The following is a 19,485-nucleotide window of genomic DNA, read 5'->3' as shown; positions in this document are numbered from 1 at the left end:
GCCTCTGGATTTTTTGGCATATTGCTGCTATATAATCGTTCAACTGCCCGAGCCTTCTGCTCGTTCGGCAGGCATTTTCATTGCGAGGCAGGGTTCGAAAGCAGACGGTTGGGAGAGTGATCTGACCGGGCGTGGAGACGAATCGTCTCCCTGTCGCACCCCCGGTTATCTCCCGATTCGAACAAACTGGAACCCTGCAGGTGAAAGGACGATACATGGCAACCAGGATCGATGCATTCGATGTTGGAGATTACGTCGTTTACCCGAAGCACGGTGTTGGTCGGGTTATTGAGCTGCAGAAGCAGGAAATCGCCGGGATGCAGCTCGAGCTTTATGTACTGCGTTTCGAAAAAGAACGCATGACCCTTCGCGTTCCCGTGAACAAGGTCGAATCGATCGGCATGCGCAAGCTGTCGTCCGACAAGACGCTGCGCGAGGCGCTCGATACCCTGAAGGGCAAGCCCAAGGTGAAGCGCACCATGTGGTCGCGCCGTGCCCAGGAATACGAAGCGAAGATCAACTCGGGCGACCTCGTGTCGATCGCCGAAGTGACCCGCGACCTGTTCCGCGCCGACGACCAGCCCGAACAGAGCTATTCGGAGCGCCAGATCTTCGAAGCGGCGTCCTCGCGCCTCGCCCGCGAACTCGCGGCGATGGAAAAGACCGACGAGCCGGCCGCGCTCAAGAAGATCCTCGCGATCCTCAATGAGCACGCACCGAAGTATTACGACTCCGCCGAGACCGCCTGATCCTCAGGCGTTCCACGTGGAACCATGGGGCCGCTTCCGCAAGGGAGCGGCCCCTTGTCGTTTGTAGTCCGGCGTTTTCGCGGCGATTGTTCATTGCGCTGTCATCCGGCGCGTGTGAAGCTGCAGGGATGAAGCGCGTTATCCTGCCCGTTGCCATTGTGATGGCCCTGCCGATGCTCTCGGGCTGCGTGAGGACGGCCGCCAGCATCGTCACCGCGCCGGTGCGCGTGGCAGGCAAGGCAGTGGACTGGACCACCACCAGCCAATCCGAATCCGACGAAAAGCGCGGCCGTGCCCTGCGCAAGCGTGACGAGGAACTCGGCAAGCTCAACCGCAGCTACGAAAAGAACACCCGCGATTGCCAGCGCGGCTCCGAAGCTGCCTGCGACCGTGCGCGCGACGATTACGGCGCGATGCAGGACTTGCGCGAAAAGGCGATCTGATCGCGCGGGGAGGGCGGAGGCTGCTCCCATCCTTCGACAGGCTCAGGATGAGCGGGTCGGAGGTTCATGACACCCTTCGCCTCGAGGCTTAAGCGACCCCCGCTCACCCTGAGCTTGTCGAAGGGTCACCGCTGAGCTTGAGGAAAGCTCCAGCTATCAATGCACCGGCGGATCGACCGGCGGCACCTTGCCGACCGGCGACACCGGCTCGCCAGGGTCGCGCGGGGGCAGGGCGTTTTCCGGCACTTCGTCGATCTGCATCGCCGGGGTCGGCACCTTTTCCAGGTTGCGCGCGGTCACCCGGATCTGGTCTCCGTCGATCACGATCTCGTTGAAGCTCGGCGGAGTAGAGCGGATACGCTTCGACAACGTGCCCGCACCGATCATGCGCAGCGGCCCTGCGGGCGTCTGCTCGGTAAGGTCGAAGGGGTCGTGGATATGGCCAGAGAGCACCGCCATGACCTTGCGCCCGGCCAGCACTTCCATCGTGCGGGTGCCGTTGATGGTCAGCAGCTTGCCATCGGCGCGGCGCTCGGGCAGCGGGTGGTGGCAGGTGACGAGGACGCGCGTGCCTTCGGGCAGGGCGTCGATCTGCGCCAGCGTCTGCTTCAGGGCATGATCGGTCACCCAGCCGTTCGACCAGGGAAAGCGCTGGTACTGCGCGCGCGTGGTCGTGCGCAGCGGCACGATGGCGAGGTTGGGCAGGTCCAGCTGAGTCTCGACCATCCGCTCGATCGCCTTGAACCGGCGGTAGGGGTCGAAGAAACGCTGGTAGAGGTTGAAGTAGGGGATGTCGTGGTTGCCCACCTCGACCGTCACCGGCACGTCGAGCCCCTGAATCCACTCGCAGGCGGCCTGGAATTCGGGGTGGCGGGCACGCATGGTGAGGTCGCCGGTGATCGCGACGGCATGCGGCATCTCGCGCTCGATGCAGGCCTTGGCCCAGTCGATCGCGTGCTGATCGACCAATCCGAAATGGATGTCGCTCAGGTGGAACAACCGCAACGGACCGTTGTACATCGAGGCCGTCTTGCCGTGCATTATCCGTCGAACTCCTTTGTCGTCACCAGGTCGACCTCGCAGGTGCCCAGTTCGAAAATTTCCTCGGCAGCGCCGTCGAACGGCTCGCCGTCTATCAGCAGGCCCATCGGCTCGCCCGTGGGGCAGACCAGCCGCAGCCTGGGGTGACGGCCCAGTTCGTCGTGCGGGCCGTCGCGAAAGTTGCGGTTGAGCAGGGCGATGCCTTGCCCGGCGTAGTCCCCCAGCGACTCGGCATAATAGCCGTTCGCCCGCAAGCCGTCGTCCTTGGGAACAACCGTGATCGCGGCATAGCCTTCCTCGCGCGCCCCGTCGACCTCCCTGCCACCGACGTCGGCGCACATGACTTTCGGGCCGTTCGCGGACTGCGCGATCGCCTCGCGCGTCGAAGCGACGAAATCGATCACGTTCATCGCGCGCATCGCCTCGCGCACTTCGTTCCACACCGTCCCCGGACCGGCCAGCGCGCCGGTGAGGCCGATGCCGTGGCGCGAGACAATCACCGGCGGGCGCACGGTGCTCAGGGGGGCGCCGGAAAGCCGCGCGACGATCTCGGGCGCAGGTACGTCGCCGTGCATGCGCTTGGCCAGCAGGTTCATCGTCCCGCCCGGCAGCACCAGCACCGCGCCGCCCCAGCCGTAAGCCTTCATGACGACCGAATGCGTCGTCCCGTCACCGCCGAAGACCGCAAGCATGGTCACGCCCGCAGCATCGAGATCGCCGGGGTCCGGCGCTGGATCGTCAGGGAAGCGCAGGACCCGGTCAGGTGCGAGACCGGCCGCCGCGAAGGCGGCGAGCAGGTCCTCCACCGCCGCATCGTTATTGCTGCCGCTGGCCGCATTGCAGACGAGCCAGACCTTCGAAGGGGTGCCGTGTGGAGTCATGCCCGCACAAGCGCCCGAGCGGGGGCAGGGTTCCCCGCCGCAGCTCCCTTCAAACGCGCCCGCTGAAGATCAGCCACGCGGATATGCCATTGAGCGCCGTATAAAGCGCATAGAGCAGCGCCCAGCCGGTCGATCCCGCCGCCGCGACGATCATCACCCCCACCAGCATCACGAACTCGACGATGAGGCTGAGCCGCCCGCCAAGCGCCTGAAAGAACCACGGCACATGCATCAACATGGGGTGGTTGCTTTCAAGCAGCGCCTTGTGCGCGGCGAAATTGACGATTCCGAGACAGAATACGAGGATCAGGGGGGTCATGTGCCGCCAGTCTATCGACTGCGCGGCAGCAGCGCCACCGACTTGCGCACGATTCGAACGTGCATGGCACACGGTGCGTCATCATCTTGCATGTCGTTCGTCGATTACAAATGTCGTTGGTCCGTCAGTCTACGCCTTCGTCGGATCGCTTCTGCTTGCAATCGACCTTCGCGTGATCGGCCGGGGAGAGTGAGGCACATCACACTCATCGAGCCGGACGGAACACAGTTCTTCCCCACGGCTCACACCGTGAGGAGGAAAATACCATGTTCAAGACCACCCAGACCGCCATGCTTGCTGCCGCTGCCCTCTGCACCGTTGGCCTGTTCTCGGCCCCGGCCGCCTTCGCCAAGAGCATCGAGGTTCACTACAAGGACCTCGACCTCGGCACCACCGAAGGCCAGAACATGCTGAAGAAGCGCATCGACAAGGCCGCCCGCAACGTCTGCCGCGTCAGCCGCCCGACCACCGGCACCCACATCGACAGCAATGTCGATATCCAGTGCTACCGCCAGGCCCGGCTGAACGTGCGCGAGCAGGTCGCCTCCGCAATCGACAAGGCCGACGACACCCGCCTCGGCGGCTGAGGTTTGAGCGTCATCCGATCCGGTTGAATCGGATGACGCTCCATTTCCTTTTGCTTGCCGCATTCTGCGAGCCGTCGGCTGTTCCAGCCGACTTCAGAATGCTCCAAACCCCATCAATCCAGGTCCCAAAAGAAGAAAAGGCCCGGAAAAACTCCTGATGGCGGGCTTAGCGGCCCGCCATTTTCTTTACGCCGGGAAGATAGGTCCGGCCGATCCGCAGGGCCTCGCCGTCCGCGGTTTCCGCCGACCACACGCCGAGCCCCTCGTGCCTCAGGCCCGACACGTGGCTGCGTTGCAGGATGCAGCTGCGGTGGATGCGGATGAACCGCTCGGGATCGAGGCGTTCCTCCAGGCTGGTGATGGTCTGCAGCAGCAGGTAGCTCTGAGTCCCCACGTGCAGGCGCACATAGTCGCGTTCGGCATCGATGCGCTGGACCTCCGCGGCGGGCACGCGCACCAGTTCGGAGCGGTGCGGCACCCAGAACTCGTCCAGCCACTCGCTTGCCACCGGCGCCTGCGCCCGTTCCCCCCGCCGCGACACCACCCGCGTGACCGCGCGCTGAAGGCGATCGGGCGCCACGGGCTTGAGCACGTAATCCACGGCATCGAGATCGAACGCCTCGACCGCGAACTCGTCATGCGCGGTCACGAAGATCACCGCCGGAGCAGTGGCCCGGCCGCCGAGCGTACGCGCCACGGTCAGCCCGTCCGTCTCCGGCATTGTCAGGTCGAGCAGCACCAGATCGGGCGTCAGCGCATCGATCAGGCGCAGCGCGGCCTGGCCGTCGCTGGCGGTGCCGATCACCGAGATTCCCTCGATCCGGGAGCAGATCACCTGCATGCGCTCGACCGCCAGCGGCTCGTCGTCGACGATCAGGGTGCGCAGGGGAGCGGCGGGCGCCGCGCCTTCGGGCTCAGACATTCCCCGCCTCCAGCGGCATGCGCAGGATCGTCGCGAAACCGCCGTTCGGGCGCTTGCCGTAAGTGATCGTCGCCGCCTCGCCATAGCGGGCGCGCAGACGGTCGCGCACGTTGTTGAGGCCGATGCCGCAGCCCTCGGTCTTGATCTTGAGTTCGCCGCCTGTTTCACCCGGTCCATCATCGTGGACGGCGACGACGAGCTGGCCGCCCTCGCGCCGGGCCTCGATGGCGATTGTCACCGGCCGCTGGGTGGCGGCAACGGCATACTTCACGGAGTTCTCGACGAGCGGTTGCAATATCATGCCCGGAACTTTCGCATCGAGAACGGCCTCGTCAATATCGATATGCGTTAGCAATCGATTGGGGAAGCGAACCGCCTCGATCGCGAAGTAAAGGCGCTGCAGTTCTATCTCGTCAACCAGCGAAAGATCGTTGGTGGGATCACCCGACAAAGTGCGGCGGTAGAACGTCGACAGCGTCTGGATCATCTCTTCGGCATCGTCCTGCCGCCCGACCATGACCAGCGCCGACAGCGAGTTGAGCGTGTTGAACAGGAAGTGCGGATTGACCTGATAGCGCAGCGAACGCAGCTCGGCCTGCTCGGCAGCGCGGCGGTATTCCCCCTCGCGCCGTTCGGCCGCGCGGGCCTCCTCGGCCTTGGCGAGCGCGAAGTAGAGCGCCACCCATGCCAGCACGAGGAAATAGCGGCCGAACGCGGTGTCGGCGATATTCGCCCAGCGGCCGAGGTTATGCCCCAGCACCGAGCCTGTCTTGATCGTTATCGCCGAGGAACCCGACTGTTCCTCGCTTGCCTCCTCGATCGGCGTGTCGGACGCCTCGTCCGGCACTTCGCTGGAATCGGGCGCAGGCGGGGCAGGGGGCGCCGGAGGGACCGGGATCTTGGGCAGGTCGACGAGGATGTTGCCCGCCTCGTCCTGCGATATGCGCACGTTGCCCGCCGCGACCTTGGCGGCGTCTTCCTCGCTGCCGTAGGCCGCCGGGCGCTCGATGTCCGCGAAGATCACGTCGTTGACGATGCTGAGCACCAGCGACAGCGGCAGCGCGGCGATCAGCACGATGGCGAAGCGCGCGCCTCCGGACTTGCGGTCCAGCAGCTGCAGCAAGGGCCAGACGGCGGCCATCACCAGCATCGAGACGATGCAGATCGTCAGGCGCCGCGACAGGAACGACCAGTCGAGGTCGAACCCCATGACCAGACCGCGCAGGGAGGCCACGATGAAGTAGCAGGCCCACAGGGCCGCCAGCGACAGGAGGACGAGGCGCGCCGGAACGCGGGGAGGGGATGCTGCATCGGACATTACTGCCCGGTCTAGCGCGAAAACGGCTCGTCGCACTACACCATCCATCGGACGGAGATTGTCGTTGGTCGAAGGGGGAGTGGTTTTGGCCGAGGGGCTTCGACAAGCTCAGCCTGAGCGGGATTTGGAAGTCTGGCGCGACTTCCGCTCACCCTGAGCCTGTCGAAGGGTCAGGCTGAGTGCTGAGCTTGCCGAAGCATCGAAGCCCCCTCCTCATCAGGAGAAGGGGGCAATCGGTTACACCAGCAGGTGTTCCTCGGCGATCTTGGTCTTCCACACCGGCGGGGCAAGCGTGTGGACGTTCTTGCCCTCGCTGTCGACGGCCACGGTCACCGGCATGTCCTGCACGGTGAACTCATAGATCGCCTCCATGCCGAGATCCTCGAAGCCGACGACCTTGGCTTCCTTGATCGCGCGCGCGACAAGGTAGGCGGCGCCGCCGACCGCCATCAGGTAGGCCGACTTGTGCCTGGCGATGGACTCGGTCGCCGCCGGGCCGCGCTCGGACTTGCCGATGCTGGCAAGCAGGCCGAGGTCGAGCATGGTGTCGGAGAACTTGTCCATGCGGGTCGCGGTGGTCGGGCCGGCGGGGCCGACGACTTCCTCGCGCACCGGATCGACGGGTCCGACGTAATAGATCACGCGGCCCTTGAAATCGACCGGCAGTTCCTCGCCCTTGGCCAGCATGTCGGCGATGCGCTTGTGCGCGGCGTCACGGCCGGTCAGCATCTTGCCGTTGAGCAGCAGGCGGTCGCCCTGCTTCCAGCTCTGGACTTCCTCAGCGGTCAGCGTGTCGAGGTTGACCTTGATCGCTTCCTTGCTGGGCTTCCACTCGACCTTGGGCCACTCGTCGAGGTTCGGCGTTTCGAGGAAGCTCGGGCCGGAACCGTCGAGCGTGAAGTGCGCGTGCCGGGTGGCGGCGCAGTTCGGGATCATCGCGACGGGCTTGCCCGCAGCGTGGCACGGCCAGTCGAGAATCTTGACGTCCAGGATCGTCGCCAGACCGCCGAGGCCCTGCGCGCCGATGCCCAGCGCGTTGACCTTGTCGAAGATCTCGATGCGCAGCGCCTCGATGTCGTTCTGCGGGCCGCGCTGCTTCAGCTGCGCCATGTCGATCGGCTCCATCAGGCTCTGCTTGGCGAGCTTGACGCAATGCTCGGCGGTGCCGCCGATGCCGATGCCCAGCATGCCCGGCGGGCACCAGCCGGCGCCCATCTGCGGCAGCATCTCGATCACCCAGTCGACGATGGAATCGCTGGGATTCATCATCTTGAACTTGGACTTGTTCTCAGAACCGCCGCCCTTGGCAGCGACGTCGACCGAGATCTTCGAGCCCGGCACCATCTCCACCGACAGCACGCACGGCGTGTTGTCCTTGGTGTTGCGGCGGGTGAAGGCGGGATCGGCCAGCACCGAGGCGCGCAGCTTGTTCTCGGGGTGGTTGTAGGCGCGGCGCACGCCGTCATCGACCACTTCCTGCAAGCTGCGGTCGGACTCGAGGCGGCAGTTCTGGCCCCACTCGATGAAGACGTTGACGATGCCGGTGTCCTGGCAGATCGGGCGGTGACCCTCGGCGCACATGCGGCTGTTGGTCAGGATCTGGGCGATGGCGTCCTTCGCCGCCGGTCCCTGCTCCGCCTCGTAGGCGTCGCCCAGCGCGCGGATGTAATCCATCGGGTGATAGTAGCTGATGTACTGCAATGCGTCGGCGACGGACTCGATGAGGTCCTCTTCGCGGATGGTCACCATTTCTGTCATGGAATTCTCCGGTCTTCTTGGCCCGATCTGGCGGATAACGTCGGATTTTTGCCGCTCCATAAGCCGCATGGGCGTGATCGTCAAAGTGCTTGATCGGATCGACGGGCGTTGTTTCATGGGGCTTGGCCTGAGAGGCGGGTTCGCATAGAAGCGGCCCCATAGTGTCGTCTTCGCGATTGCAGCGATCTGCCGCAAGCCCCGCGAGCGAGTGAGGGAATACACGAATGACCTTGACCGAGGACCGGTCGGCAACCGCCACCGACTTTTCCGCAGCCCGCCGTGCCATGATCGTCAGCCAGCTGCGCACCAGCGGCGTGAACGAGCCCTGGGTGCTGGAAGCGATGGCCGGTGTTCCACGTGAAAACTTCGTGCCCGCCGAACTGCGCGACGCCGCCTACATCGACCGCGCCGTGCCGCTGGGCGAGGGCAGGTTCCTCGGCGCCCCGCTGGTGCAGGGCAAGATGCTGCAGGAAGCCGCTCCGGCGAAGACCGACAAGGCGCTGATCGTGGGTGACGGCGAAGGCTACCTCGCCACGCTGCTGCGTCCGCTGGTCGGCTCGCTTGACGCCGTGGCGCCTGCCGCTGCCGCCGAGGCCGCTGCCGGTGAATACAACCTCATCGTCATCGACGGCGCCATCGAAGTGCTCCCCGATGCCCTCTCCGCGCGTCTCGCCGAGGGCGGCCGCGTGGTCACCGGAGTCACCGAGCGCGGCGTGACCCGTCTTGCCGCCGGCACCAAGGCAGGCGGCGTGACCTCGCTGCTGCCGCTGGCGGAGCTGGGGATTCCGGTGCTTTCCGAATTCGCCGCTCCCAAACGCTGGAGCTTCTGAGCATGGCCCGGATCGCGTGGCGTTCCGGGCTGCTCGCGGGGGGATGTCTGATACTGACGGCCGGCGCGCCTGCGCGGGCCGACACCCTGCGCGACGCGCTCGTTTCGGCCTATCAGACCAATCCCACGCTGGAATCGGCGCGCGCCCAGCAGCGCGCCACGGATGAAGGCGTACCGATCGCCAGGGCTGCGGGGCTACCCAGCCTCAGCACGACCGAAACTTACACCAAGAACCTGAAGCAGAGCGAAAACTCGCTGACGGCGCCGTCGAAGATCTTCACGGCGGATGCCCAGCTGGGCGTGCCGATCTATTCGGGCGGCGCGGTCAGGAACCGGGTCAAGGCTGCCAAGCTGCGCGTCGGCGCCGGTCAGGCCGATCTGCGCGGCACCGAGGCTTCGGTCTTCTCGCAGGTCGTCGCGGCCTACATGGACGTGATCCGCACGGAAGCGATCGCCGGGCTCAACCGCAAGAACGTGGCGGTGCTCAAGACCAACCTCGATGCGACCAACGACCGGTTCCAGATCGGCAACCTCACGCGCACCGATGTCGCGCAATCGCAGTCGCGCCTTGCTACGGCGCAGAGCGACCTGCTGACGGCGGAAGCCAATCTTGCCGCCGCGCGCGAAACCTACATCCGGTTCGTCGGCCATGCGCCCGAAGCGCTCGACGCCCCGCCGCCCCTGCCGAACCTGCCCGCCAACGCCAGCGAAGCGGCGACGATCGCGCTCGATTCGAACCCGGACATCCTCGCCGCGCGCGAACGCAGCAAGGCCGCGGACAAGGACATCGACGTCGCGGGCGCCAGCCGCCTGCCGACGCTGCGGCTCTTCGGGCAGGGCACTTACAACAACTACTTCAACACGCTGGCGCGCGGCGCAGTGAACGCGAACGTCTCGCAAAGCGATTCCGCAGCGCAGGCGGGTGCCCAGCTGTCGATCCCGATCTTCCAGGGCGGCCTTCCCGCCGCGCAGCGCCGACAGGCGCAGGCGACGGCTTCGGCCACGCTGGAGCAGGAGATCGCCACCGAGCGTGACGTGATCGCACAGGTCCGCTCGGCCTATACCTCGTATGTCGCCTCGAACGACCTGATCCGCTCCTCGCAGGTCGCGGTCGATGCGGCGACGCTGAGTCTCGAAGGCGTGCGGGCGGAGAATTCGGTGGGTCGGCGCACGATCCTCGACATCCTCAATGCCGAGCAGGAATTGCTGAACGCGCAGGTCACGCTGGTGACGGCGCGGCGCAATGCCTACGTCGCGGGCTTCACCCTGCTGGCGGCGATGGGCAAGGCCGAGGCGCGCGATCTCGGTCTCGATGGCGGGGCGCTCTACGATCCGAACCTCAACTATGAGCGCGTGCGCGGCAAGTTCTTCGACTGGGACGACGACGATGCGCCGGTGGCCCGGTCCACGCGCACCGTTGACACGCCGGTTCAGGACGGCAAGATTCCCGCTTCGCAGGAGCCCTGATCCCGTTTAGGGATAAGGACTTGGATGCGCCGGCACGAGGCCGGGAAACAGGGACTAGAGGCAGATGCGTCAGAACGGTGAACCTTCGGTCGAGGAGATCCTCCAGTCGATCAAGCAGGTCATCGCGCGCGATTCCCGCCTCGAAACCCGCACCAGCCGTACCGAACGCCTGATGCGCGAGCCGGAGCCGATCTACGCCGACGAAGATGAGGACGACATCCTCGAACTTCAGGAGGCCGCGCAGATTTCCGTAGCCGCCGAGACCGACGACGGTCCGCTGTTGCACGATCAGGCGCGCGATTCGATGCGCGAATCGTTGGCCGCTCTCGCCATGCTGTCCGAACCCGGCGCGCAGCCGCAGATCGTCCGCTCGGGCGAAACCTCGCTGGAGGCGCTGGCGAAGGAACTGCTCCGCCCGGCGCTGACCGAATGGCTGGACCGCAACCTGCCGGCGATGGTCGAACGCCTCGTCGCCGCAGAAATCGCGCGGATCGTCGGCAAGAAGGGCTGACAACCGGGGCTGGACCTGAAGGCCCGCGCTTCCTACGTTCACCGGGTATGCCGAAACCCGACCCCGCGCTGCTCGATCCCGCACGCTATCCGTTTTCCTGCCGCATCGAGCCACGCTTCGGCGATCTCGACGTCAACATGCACATCAACAATGTGGCGATGGCCGGATTCCTCGAGGATGGTCGCGTGCGGTTCCACCGTGCCAGCCGCTATCGCGAGGGACTAGTCGGCCTGTCCTCGATGATCGTCAGCATAGGCATCGAATATCTCGGCGAGGCGCACTATCCCGATGCGCTGACCGTTCACAGCGCGGTCGAGCATGTCGGGCGCACCAGCCACGGCCTCATCCAGCTGGTGACGCAGGACAACCGGATCGTCGCCTTCTCGCGCTCCACCATGGTAACGGTCGGCAAGGACGGCCCCGCCCCGATGCCTGCCACTTTCGCCGACCAGATCGAGCAATGGAAACTGCGCCCATGAGCCACCATGCCATCGCCAAGGCCGAGGAAGCCTTCGCCAAGACCGGCAGCGACCTGATCCGCCGCCACATCTTCATCTGCGCCGAACCGCAGAAGGGCGAATGCTGCTCGCCCGAGAAGGGGCAGGCGGCGTGGAAGTTCCTCAAGAAGCGCCTCAAGCAGCTGGGGCTGGACGGGCCAATAACCGAAAAGGGCGGCGGGATCGCCCGTACCAAGGCGGACTGCCTTCGCATCTGCCACGCCGGGCCGGTCGCGGTCGTGTGGCCGGACGGCGTGTGGTATCACTCCTGCAACGAGGACGTGCTGGAGCAGATCATCCAGCAGCATCTCATCGGCGGCGAGCCGGTGGAGGAATTTCGCCTGCACGCACCGGGCGGTTGAGCGCGGTTACTTGTAAGGGTCGTCGTCCTCGAGCGGATCGACGACCGCATCGTCATGCCCGGTCCCGCTCGAAAGAAACGCAAGGCCCATCAGCGCCGAGGCCAGCAGCATGGTGAAACCGATGCCCAGCGCCGTCGCGATGTAGAAGTGGATCGAGACCATCCCATTGGAGCGGTACAGCAGGATGATCGATCCGATCACCAGCCCGACCGTGATCGTCATCATCCAGCGCATGATGCGCAGATAGCGCGCCCAGGCATGGGCGGCCTTGCCGGGATCGTCGAGGGGCGAGGACGGTATCATCGCGCCCTATCTGGGCCTGACGGCGCCTCATCGCAAGCATGACGTGACGAGGCCGACGCGGCTGTGATACGCTCCGCCCCGGGGGCAAGCTGCGGGAACAGAGGCTCCTTTCAGGAACAGGGAGAGCTGACGATGACCATCGGTCGAATTATCGAAGGCCGCGATGCCGTAGTCACCTGCGACGTTGCCATGACCGTGCGCGAGGCCGCCGGAATCCTCGCCGAACGACGCATCGGCGCGGTGCCGGTGATGGAAAACGGCGAAATCGCCGGAATTTTCTCCGAGCGCGACGTGATCTACAAACTGCGCGAACTGGGCGCCGACATGCTCGACATGCCGCTCGGCCACATCATGACCGCGCTGCCCGTGACCATCGAGCCCGAAACCTCGGTCATGGCGGCGCTGTCGCTGATGACCCGCCGCCGGATCCGTCACCTGCCCGTGGTGAAGGACGGGCACATGGTCGGGTTCGTATCGATCGGCGATCTGGTGAAATACCGGATCGACAAGATCGAGAACGAAGCGGCGGCCATGCGGGACTACATCCAGACGGCGTAATACCTCAGCCCTCTCCCCTGAAGGGGAGAGAGGCTTTTTGCCGACGCCTTGCCGCGCCCCCTCGCCGAGCCTACATCGGGCGCATGGAACAGCAAACCGTCACTCTCAGCCCCTCGGCCGCCGCGCGCGTCGCCGCGATCGCGAGCAAGCAGGGCAAGCCCGCAATTCTGCGGCTTGCCGTCGAAGGCGGGGGCTGCTCGGGCTTCCAGTACAAGTTCGGCCTCGCCGACGCCCCTGAGGCGGACGACAGCGTGGCTGAGACCGACGGGGTGAAGCTCCTCGTCGACTCGGTCAGCCTGGACCTGGTGCAAGGCTGCGTCGTGGACTTCGTGGAATCGCTGGGCGGCGCGGCGTTCCGGGTGGAAAACCCGAATGCCGCCGCAGGCTGCGGCTGCGGGTCCAGCTTCTCGGTATGAGGATCTCCACCTTCAACATCAACGGCGTCAAGGCACGCCTGCCCCGTCTGCTCGAATGGCTCGAGGAAACCCGTCCCGCCGTCGCCTGCCTGCAGGAGATCAAGACGCAGGACGAAGGCTTCCCGATCGCCGAGTTCGAGAAGCTGGGCTACAAGGGCATCTGGCACGGCCAGAAGGGCTTCAACGGCGTCGCCATCCTCGCCGACGGGGAAATGCCCGTCGAAGTCCAGCGCGGCCTCGATGGCGAGCCCGAGGACGAACACTCGCGCTATCTGGAGGCGCAGGTCTTCGGCGTGCGGGTGGTGTGCATCTACCTGCCCAACGGCAATCCCGTCCCCGGCCCCAAGTTCGACTACAAACTGCGCTGGATGGAACGCCTTCGCCGCCGCATGGACGCAATCAAGGCGGAGGAAGTCCCCGCGATCATCACCGGCGACTACAACGTCATCCCGACCGACCGCGACGTTTGGGCGCCGCCTGCAATGGCTGCCGACGCCCTGATGCAGCCGGAATCGCGCGATGCCTACTTCCGCCTCCTCGGAGACGGCTGGACCGACGCGCTGGCCACGCACAACCCGCGCGGCGGGGTGTGGACCTACTGGGACTATCAGGCAGGCGCCTGGCAGCGCGACCACGGCTTCCGCATCGACCACTCGCTGCTCTCGCCCGAACTGGCGGACCGGCTGGCGGCGTGCGGTGTCGACAAGGTTCATCGCGGGCGGGAAAAGGCCAGCGATCATGCGCCTGTGTGGGTCGAGTTGAAGGCCGCCTGAAACAAAAATCCTCCCCGTCGCGAAGCGATGGGGAGGGGGACCGCCGACGAAGTCGGTGGTGGAGGCGGAGAAACCCCTCCGTCAGCCCTGCGGGCTGCCACCTCCCCATTGCTACGCAACAGGGAGGATCAGCAATTACCGATAGAAGATGTGGTTATCCACCTGAGCCAGCTTCGTCAGCTTGCTCCAGCGCGGCGAGACGCGCTTGGCGTGGAAGAACAGCGCGCCCTTGGCCTTGCTCTTCCAGGCGCCGTCGTCGGCGATCTGGGCGATGGCCACGGCTTCCTGCCAGCTGGGCGAATTCTCGCGCACGGCAGGCATCGAGCGGCCGCGAATGAACGAGAACTGCGAGGGCTGGTAGACCACGCCGCAATAGCTCGTCGGGAAGCGGCCCGACTTGGTGCGATTGACGATCACGCGGCCCACGGCGAGCTGGCCTTCCAGCGATTCACCGCGTGCTTCGAAGTAGATCGCGCCGGCAAGGCAGCGCATGTCGCGCGACATGTCGTCCGGCGTCTCCTGCTGAGACACCAGTTGCTGAAGGGAATCCGCATCGGGGGCGTCGGCTTCCTCGGTCTCGGTTTCGGCGGAGGGAAGCGCCTGCACGACCGGTTCGGAAACGAACTGCGGGGTGGGCTTCGTTTCTACCAGCGTCGGAATGAAATCCGATGCGGCGGCGCCCGAGCCCGTGGCGCCTAGAAGAGCGGTGAGAACCGTCGCGGCCAGCGCAATCGCGCTCGCCCACTCAACTTTCTTTCGCATTCAAACTTGATCAAAGGCGGTGAACCGGTCTGCACAGGCTGGAACGGAAAGCCATTTTGTGGCGTTCAGTGTCCGTCGAGCCTGCCGACGATCCCCCGTCTGCGTGCTAGCCGGACAAGCCGAAGTGCTGTCCGAGCCGCTTTCGCGTCAGTGAAGGGGGCCTTTAGGCTGTGCGCGGGATGTGTCAACCCGCGCACATTCAAGTCCCGATGAAGCGTTCGGCGTCTGCGCCATCGAGTTCGACGATCCACACGTCAGGGTCCTGACGCTTGCGGCGGTCGAGGTATTCCTGAAATTCGAATGGGTTTTCAGGTGCCTGAGTCTTGGAGCAACGCCAGGGCCGGGTACCGTCGAGTTGGGGCATCCGCTCGTAGAGCCGCAGGTCCCTGCCGTTGTGTGAAAGAACGACAAGAATCGTCCCGGCGTCGTGTTCGCCCCTGGCCAGCACCGTGGCGAATGCGCCCTCGGCGTTGAAGCGGCGAATCAGGCCGGAGACTTCGAGATGGGCAGGGAGGCGGGCTTCCATCAGCCTTGCGGGATCGAATAGCCCGGCAGGCTGGACAGGGCGATGCGCGATCGCATGAAGGTGCCGGTGCCGCGCCCGCACTCGTCTCCGTCCTCGTCGGTGAGCCAGGACTCTGCCACCATCACGCGCCGCCGACCGCTCACCCAGCGTCCCTCGGCCACGATGCGGCCGCCCTTGATGGGCTTGGACAAGTGCAGATTGAAAGAGGTCGTCAGCAGGAAGCGATCAGTGACGTGAGTGTTGGCGGCATAGAACGCCGCATCGTCGAGCATCTTGAAATAGATGGTCCCATGCGCTGCGCCCGCCGCGTGGAAGCAGTCCGGTTCGACGAGGAACGTGATGCGCGAATGCCCGTCGCCGACGATCTCCAGCTTCGAGCGGAACATCTGGTTGATCGGGGCCGAAGCGTAAAGCCCCTCCAGCGCACGCCAGTGAAGCCCGGCGCCGCCCCCACCACCGGTGTGAATACCGTCGGCCGTGTCTTCAGGCGGCATCACGGTCGATGACGTTGCTCAACAGGCTGTAAAGCGCCTCGGTGCCCGGAGCGGCGAGCAGCGCCTCGTGCATGCGCTCGTCGCGCATCATGCGCGAGATCGCAGCGAGGGCATGGAGATGCGTGGCACCCGCGCCCTCGGGCGAGAGCAGGCCGAACACGAGATCGATCGGCATACCGTCGGCTGACTCGAATTCGACCGGCGAGGCCAGCCGGATGAACACGGCGACAGGCCGCGTCAGCCCGGCCATGCGCGCATGGGGGATGGCGATGCGTCGGCCGAACCCGGTGCTGCCCAGTTGCTCACGCTCGGTGATGCGCGCGAGCACAGCCTGATGGTCGAGACCATAGACCGTGGCGAACCGAGCCGCGAGGCGGTCCAGGATGATGTCCTTGCTGTCCGCGTCGAGGGTGATGACAGCCTCGGGCGCCAGCGAAAAAAGCCCACTCATTGCGTTTCTGATACTTGACCGGTTGCCAACATTGCATGCTCCGAAACCCCCGGCGGAAAACCGGGGGTTCGTTTCTTCCTCTCATTGCGATCAGAAGTGTCGCGCGAAAAGCGTCAGTGCGGCTCGACCCAGCCGATCGAACCGTCACCGCGGCGATAGACCATATTATGCCGCCCGGTGCCAGCGTTTTTGAAGAAAAGCGCCGTAGTATTGCGCAAGTCGAGCATCATCACCGCGTCCGAAACGGTGGCTTCGGGAACGTCGACGCGGGTTTCGGCGATGACGACCGGAGCATCGGCTTCGACGTCATCGGTGTCGTTGTCGGCGACGTTTTCCTCGAAGATGGTATAGGCCGCATCTTCCGCCGCACTGGCGTGGGCGGTCTGTTCGGAGCGATCCTTGAGCCGGCGCTTGTAGCGGCGCAGCTGCTTGTCGATCTTCTCGGCAGCCTGGTCGCAGGCGACGTGCGCGTCCTGCGCCATACCGCTGCCCTTGAGCACGAGGTTCTGCATCACGTGCATGATGATGTCGCACTTGAACGCCCCGGCAGGCGCTCGGCCAAAGGTGACGTGAGACGACAGCGCCCGGTTGAAATACTTCTCGATGATCGCCGTGAGCTTGTCGTTGGCGTGGACCTGCAGGGCCTCGCCGGTTTCGACCTGGTGACCAGAGACGCGGATATCCATGGGCGTTTCTCCTTAGACTTAGAGTTCAGGCACCCCAGAGCGGGGTATCGACCGATTCAAGAAACGCTGCGTGCGCAACGAGTTCCGCCTCGGTAGCCGCGTGGGGACGCGGCTGACGGAAAATACGGTTCTTCGTGTTGAGAACCTTGATTTCCGTCACGATCTCAGTGGTTTCTGCGGAAAGTTCGAGACCGATCTGGCGGCCTCCCCGCAGTTCCACGTAAACTTGGGCAAGCAATTCGGAGTCGAGCAGCGCGCCGTGCTTGGTGCGATGGCTGCGGTCGATTCCATAGCGGCTGCAGAGCGCATCAAGCGACAGCTTGGCGCCGGGATGGCGCACCTTGGCGAGCGCCACGGTATCGACCATGCGCGTCATGGCGACGGGCGGCAGGCCGCAGAGCGCCAGCTCGGCATTGATGAAGTTGAAGTCGAAGTTGGCGTTGTGCGCCACCATCGCGCTGTCCTCGATGAAGTCGAGGAATTCCTGCGCGCAGGCCGAGAACAGCGGCTTGTCGGCCAGAAACGCATCGGAAAGCCCGTGCACGGCCTCGGCCTCTGCGGGCATAGAGCGTTCGGGGTTGAAATAGGCGTGGTAGGTACGACCGGTCAGCACCCGGTTGACCATTTCGATGCAGCCGATTTCCACCATGCGGTCCCCGTTTTTCGGGTCGAAGCCGGTCGTTTCGGTGTCGAAGATGATCTCTCTCATCCCTCTCCATATCTGCCTGTGCGCACGCATGTGCAAGGGGCTGGCGAGGATTATTCGGTTCGCCTCAGCGCCTGCACGATACCAGCCACCTGTTCGCGTGTGGTATCGAGCGATGTGCCGGTGTCGATCACATAGTCGGCCCGTGCCCGCTTCTGTGCATCGGGCACCTGAAGTGCCAGAATATGCTCGAATTTCTCGGCCGTCATGCCGGGCCGGGCAAGTACCCGGCGACGCTGTTCCTCGGCCGGAGCGGAGACCACCGCCACCGCGTCCAACCCCTTGTCGCTTCCCTTTTCGTAGAGCAGCGGAATATCGAAAACGACCAGCGGCGCCTGCGCATTGTCGCGCAGGAAGTCTCCCCGCATGGCGGCGACGGCGGGGTGGACGATTCGTTCCAGCGTCGCGAGCTTGTCCCTGTCGCCGAACACTGCCGCGCCGAGCTTGGGACGGTCGACCCCTGCAGGGCCGGTAGTGCCGGGGAAGGCCGTCTCGATCAGCGGCACGAGGGCGCCGTGCGGGCCTTGCAGTTCGTGAACGGCGGCGTCCGCATCGAAGACCGGCACGTCGAGTTCGCGCAGCATCGCCGCGACGGTCGACTTGCCCATGCCGATCGATCCGGTGAGGCCCAGAATCTTCACAGGCGCATCTTCATTTGAGGATCAGTTCGCGCAAGCGCCCGTCGCGTTCGCGGGGAGGGCGAGCACCAAAGAAATGCGTGAAAGCCGCATCCGCCTGTCCGATGAGCATGGCAAGACCGTCCACCGTATCGAACCCGGCGCTACGGGCATCCTGCAGGAACTGCGTGTCGAGCGGGCTGGTCACGATGTCATAAACCACGCTGCGCGGCGGCGCATGGCTGAAATCGAAGGAAAGCGGCGGTTGCCCCGTCATGCCGAGCGGACTAGCATTGACGACCAGGTCGAAACACTGCTCGCGATCGTCGAAGGCAAAATCGGTGGCATCGGCGAAATGCTCCAGACCGATCGCGTGATGCTCACCGTTCGGGGCGAGTTCGTCGAGCATGGCGCGGGCCTTGGCCGGATCGCGCCCGGCCAGGACGATGACGAAGTGCTCCCTGGCCAGCGCCGCGATGATAGCCCGCGCCGCGCCGCCGGTGCCGAGAATACGCGCCATGCGGAAGAGGTGAGTCTTGCCCAGTTCCTCCCGCACCGGCTCGAGGAAACCCGGCGCATCGGTGTTGTAGCCCGTCAGCGTGCCGTCGGCCTCGCGCACCACCGTGTTCACTGCACCGATCTGCGCGGCGAGGGGATCGAGCCGATCCATCAACGGCACGATCGCCAGCTTGTGCGGCATGGTCACGTTGCAGCCACGCCAGTCCGGATCTGCGCGGCGCCTTGCAAGATAGGCGCCGAGATCCTCCAGCTTGACCAGGCAATGATCATAGCGCCCTTCGAGCCCCAGTTCGGCCAGCCAGAAGTTATGAATCGCCGGAGACTTCGACTGCGCGATCGGGTCTCCGATGACTTCGGCATAAGCCTGTTTCGAACCCGGTCGAAGGTCCTGTACCGAGGACGTGCTCATTGCGTCAGGACTCCAAGCTGGCGGAGCGCCGCCTGCACCTTGAGCAGCGGCATGCCCAGGATCGTGAAGTAGTCGCCATCGATCTTCTCGAACAGCTGCACACCGCGACCCTCGATGCGGAAAACGCCCACGCAGGCGCCGACTTCGGGCCACTCGGCATCAAGATAGGCTTCGATGAAAGCATCGGACAACTCGGCGACATGGAGTTCGGCGATGGCATTCTGCGCCCAGAGCACTTCGCCATCGCGCACGAGGGCGGCAGCACTGTGCAGTTCCATTACCTTGCCCGAAAAGAAGCGCAAGTGCTCGGCGGCGTTTGCGCGACTGGCCGGCTTGTCGAAGCGGCGGCCGCCGCAGGATACGAGGGAGTCGCTGCCGAGCACTACCGCGCCCGATGTTTCACGTGAAACACTCAGCGCCTTGGCTGTGGCAAGTTCCAGCGCGACCTCTGCCGCCGGAGCATCGCCAAGCGCTGCCTCGATACCGCGTTCGTCCACGTGTGCGGGCTGGGCCTTGAACGCAATGCCTGCCGCTTCGAGCATGGCGCGGCGCGAGCCGCTTTGGGATGCGAGAACGATCAT

27 protein-coding genes are annotated in these 19,485 nt (G+C 65.0%); 11 read left to right on the top strand and 16 right to left on the bottom strand.

All coding sequences use genetic code 11. The features are described from left to right. The first annotated feature begins 215 nt into the window (after window positions 1–215). Window positions 216–749, top strand: a complete 534-nt coding sequence (locus ACODRZ_RS04215) for a CarD family transcriptional regulator (RefSeq protein WP_488969608.1) — start codon at window positions 216–218, stop codon at window positions 747–749. Window positions 750–877: 128 nt separating this feature from the next. Continuing rightward, window positions 878–1,192, top strand: a complete 315-nt coding sequence (locus ACODRZ_RS04210; protein WP_488969607.1) for a hypothetical protein — start codon at window positions 878–880, stop codon at window positions 1,190–1,192. 156 nt (window positions 1,193–1,348) lie between these two features. On the opposite strand, the gene ACODRZ_RS04205 is transcribed toward ACODRZ_RS04210, so the two are convergent. From ACODRZ_RS04205 to ACODRZ_RS04195, 3 genes are read right to left on the bottom strand one after another with little or no spacing between them, the layout of a single operon-like run. Further along, on the bottom strand, window positions 1,349–2,233 hold the full coding sequence (locus tag ACODRZ_RS04205) for a metallophosphoesterase family protein (RefSeq protein ID WP_488969606.1): 885 nt from the start codon (window positions 2,231–2,233) through the stop codon (window positions 1,349–1,351). Continuing rightward, window positions 2,233–3,114 (bottom strand): diacylglycerol kinase family protein, encoded by an 882-nt coding sequence (locus tag ACODRZ_RS04200; protein WP_488969605.1) that lies wholly within the window; start codon window positions 3,112–3,114, stop codon window positions 2,233–2,235. The genes ACODRZ_RS04205 and ACODRZ_RS04200 overlap by 1 nt, the downstream gene beginning before the upstream one ends. A gap of 49 nt (window positions 3,115–3,163) precedes the next feature. After that, complete coding sequence (locus tag ACODRZ_RS04195) at window positions 3,164–3,433, bottom strand: hypothetical protein (RefSeq protein WP_488969604.1); 270 nt, start codon at window positions 3,431–3,433, stop codon at window positions 3,164–3,166. 266 nt (window positions 3,434–3,699) lie between these two features. On the opposite strand from ACODRZ_RS04195, the gene ACODRZ_RS04190 reads away from it, so the two are divergent. Next, window positions 3,700–4,020, top strand: coding sequence for a UrcA family protein (locus ACODRZ_RS04190; RefSeq protein WP_488969603.1), 321 nt, complete (start codon window positions 3,700–3,702; stop codon window positions 4,018–4,020). A gap of 166 nt (window positions 4,021–4,186) precedes the next feature. On the opposite strand, the gene ACODRZ_RS04185 is transcribed toward ACODRZ_RS04190, so the two are convergent. The 3 genes from ACODRZ_RS04185 to ACODRZ_RS04175 all read right to left on the bottom strand — a co-directional run bounded on the left by ACODRZ_RS04185 (window position 4,187) and on the right by ACODRZ_RS04175 (window position 8,018). Beyond that, window positions 4,187–4,942: a LytR/AlgR family response regulator transcription factor gene (locus ACODRZ_RS04185; RefSeq protein WP_488969602.1), complete on the bottom strand. Its 756-nt coding sequence runs from the start codon at window positions 4,940–4,942 to the stop codon at window positions 4,187–4,189. After that, window positions 4,935–6,260: a sensor histidine kinase gene (locus ACODRZ_RS04180; protein WP_488969601.1), complete on the bottom strand. Its 1,326-nt coding sequence runs from the start codon at window positions 6,258–6,260 to the stop codon at window positions 4,935–4,937. Before ACODRZ_RS04180 ends, ACODRZ_RS04185 begins: the two co-directional genes overlap by 8 nt. 237 nt (window positions 6,261–6,497) lie before the next feature. Next, on the bottom strand, window positions 6,498–8,018 hold the full coding sequence (locus tag ACODRZ_RS04175; RefSeq protein WP_488969600.1) for a fumarate hydratase: 1,521 nt from the start codon (window positions 8,016–8,018) through the stop codon (window positions 6,498–6,500). Window positions 8,019–8,242: 224 nt separating this feature from the next. On the opposite strand from ACODRZ_RS04175, the gene ACODRZ_RS04170 reads away from it, so the two are divergent. From ACODRZ_RS04170 to ACODRZ_RS04150, 5 genes are all read left to right on the top strand, one after another. Further along, window positions 8,243–8,848 carry a protein-L-isoaspartate O-methyltransferase family protein gene (locus ACODRZ_RS04170; protein ID WP_488969599.1) on the top strand — a complete coding sequence of 202 codons (606 nt, stop codon included), beginning with the start codon at window positions 8,243–8,245 and terminating at the stop codon, window positions 8,846–8,848. Between the two features lie 2 nt (window positions 8,849–8,850). Beyond that, window positions 8,851–10,314: a TolC family outer membrane protein gene (locus tag ACODRZ_RS04165; protein WP_488969598.1), complete on the top strand. Its 1,464-nt coding sequence runs from the start codon at window positions 8,851–8,853 to the stop codon at window positions 10,312–10,314. 64 nt (window positions 10,315–10,378) lie between these two features. Then, window positions 10,379–10,825: a DUF2497 domain-containing protein gene (locus tag ACODRZ_RS04160; protein ID WP_488969597.1), complete on the top strand. Its 447-nt coding sequence runs from the start codon at window positions 10,379–10,381 to the stop codon at window positions 10,823–10,825. Window positions 10,826–10,872: 47 nt separating this feature from the next. Beyond that, on the top strand, window positions 10,873–11,304 hold the full coding sequence (locus ACODRZ_RS04155; protein ID WP_488969596.1) for an acyl-CoA thioesterase: 432 nt from the start codon (window positions 10,873–10,875) through the stop codon (window positions 11,302–11,304). Then, window positions 11,301–11,684 carry a (2Fe-2S) ferredoxin domain-containing protein gene (locus tag ACODRZ_RS04150; protein ID WP_488969595.1) on the top strand — a complete coding sequence of 128 codons (384 nt, stop codon included), beginning with the start codon at window positions 11,301–11,303 and terminating at the stop codon, window positions 11,682–11,684. Before ACODRZ_RS04155 ends, ACODRZ_RS04150 begins: the two co-directional genes overlap by 4 nt. A gap of 6 nt (window positions 11,685–11,690) precedes the next feature. On the opposite strand, the gene ACODRZ_RS04145 is transcribed toward ACODRZ_RS04150, so the two are convergent. Further along, window positions 11,691–11,987: a hypothetical protein gene (locus ACODRZ_RS04145; protein WP_488969594.1), complete on the bottom strand. Its 297-nt coding sequence runs from the start codon at window positions 11,985–11,987 to the stop codon at window positions 11,691–11,693. A 132-nt stretch (window positions 11,988–12,119) separates the two neighbouring features. Here ACODRZ_RS04145 and ACODRZ_RS04140 point away from each other — a divergent pair, with 132 nt between their 5' ends. From ACODRZ_RS04140 to xth, 3 genes are all read left to right on the top strand, one after another. Beyond that, on the top strand, window positions 12,120–12,545 hold the full coding sequence (locus ACODRZ_RS04140) for a CBS domain-containing protein (protein WP_488969593.1): 426 nt from the start codon (window positions 12,120–12,122) through the stop codon (window positions 12,543–12,545). An 83-nt stretch (window positions 12,546–12,628) separates the two neighbouring features. Then, window positions 12,629–12,961, top strand: a complete 333-nt coding sequence (locus tag ACODRZ_RS04135; RefSeq protein WP_103099383.1) for a HesB/IscA family protein — start codon at window positions 12,629–12,631, stop codon at window positions 12,959–12,961. Continuing rightward, window positions 12,958–13,734: an exodeoxyribonuclease III gene (xth, locus tag ACODRZ_RS04130; protein WP_488969592.1), complete on the top strand. Its 777-nt coding sequence runs from the start codon at window positions 12,958–12,960 to the stop codon at window positions 13,732–13,734. Before ACODRZ_RS04135 ends, xth begins: the two co-directional genes overlap by 4 nt. Before the next feature lie 135 nt (window positions 13,735–13,869). Here xth and ACODRZ_RS04125 read toward each other — a convergent pair whose 3' ends face one another. From ACODRZ_RS04125 to ACODRZ_RS04085, 9 genes are all read right to left on the bottom strand, one after another. Continuing rightward, a complete protein-coding gene (locus ACODRZ_RS04125) occupies window positions 13,870–14,496 on the bottom strand; it encodes a cell wall hydrolase (protein ID WP_488969591.1) in 627 nt (208 codons plus the stop codon). 199 nt (window positions 14,497–14,695) lie between these two features. Continuing rightward, entirely contained in the window at window positions 14,696–15,022 is a 327-nt protein-coding gene (locus ACODRZ_RS04120; RefSeq protein ID WP_488969590.1) for a DUF1491 family protein, read from the bottom strand. Continuing rightward, window positions 15,022–15,516, bottom strand: a complete 495-nt coding sequence (locus ACODRZ_RS04115; protein WP_488969713.1) for a PaaI family thioesterase — start codon at window positions 15,514–15,516, stop codon at window positions 15,022–15,024. Before ACODRZ_RS04115 ends, ACODRZ_RS04120 begins: the two co-directional genes overlap by 1 nt. Further along, the gene (locus ACODRZ_RS04110) at window positions 15,506–15,967 is read right to left on the bottom strand and encodes a PTS sugar transporter subunit IIA (protein ID WP_488969589.1); all 462 of its coding nucleotides are present in this window, start codon (window positions 15,965–15,967) and stop codon (window positions 15,506–15,508) included. The genes ACODRZ_RS04115 and ACODRZ_RS04110 overlap by 11 nt, the downstream gene beginning before the upstream one ends. 113 nt (window positions 15,968–16,080) lie before the next feature. Further along, window positions 16,081–16,653, bottom strand: a complete 573-nt coding sequence (hpf, locus tag ACODRZ_RS04105) for a ribosome hibernation-promoting factor, HPF/YfiA family (RefSeq protein ID WP_488969588.1) — start codon at window positions 16,651–16,653, stop codon at window positions 16,081–16,083. Window positions 16,654–16,678: 25 nt separating this feature from the next. Then, entirely contained in the window at window positions 16,679–17,362 is a 684-nt protein-coding gene (gene dnaQ, locus ACODRZ_RS04100; protein ID WP_488969587.1) for a DNA polymerase III subunit epsilon, read from the bottom strand. A 50-nt stretch (window positions 17,363–17,412) separates the two neighbouring features. Beyond that, on the bottom strand, window positions 17,413–18,000 hold the full coding sequence (gene coaE, locus ACODRZ_RS04095) for a dephospho-CoA kinase (RefSeq protein WP_488969586.1): 588 nt from the start codon (window positions 17,998–18,000) through the stop codon (window positions 17,413–17,415). A gap of 10 nt (window positions 18,001–18,010) precedes the next feature. Beyond that, complete coding sequence (locus tag ACODRZ_RS04090) at window positions 18,011–18,904, bottom strand: shikimate dehydrogenase family protein (RefSeq protein ID WP_488969585.1); 894 nt, start codon at window positions 18,902–18,904, stop codon at window positions 18,011–18,013. Next, the gene (locus ACODRZ_RS04085; protein WP_488969584.1) at window positions 18,901–19,485 is read right to left on the bottom strand and encodes a Maf family protein; all 585 of its coding nucleotides are present in this window, start codon (window positions 19,483–19,485) and stop codon (window positions 18,901–18,903) included. Before ACODRZ_RS04085 ends, ACODRZ_RS04090 begins: the two co-directional genes overlap by 4 nt.

It is taken from the genome of Novosphingobium sp. FG90 (assembly GCF_057808725.1).
This window is presented reverse-complemented; position numbering and strand designations above follow the sequence as displayed.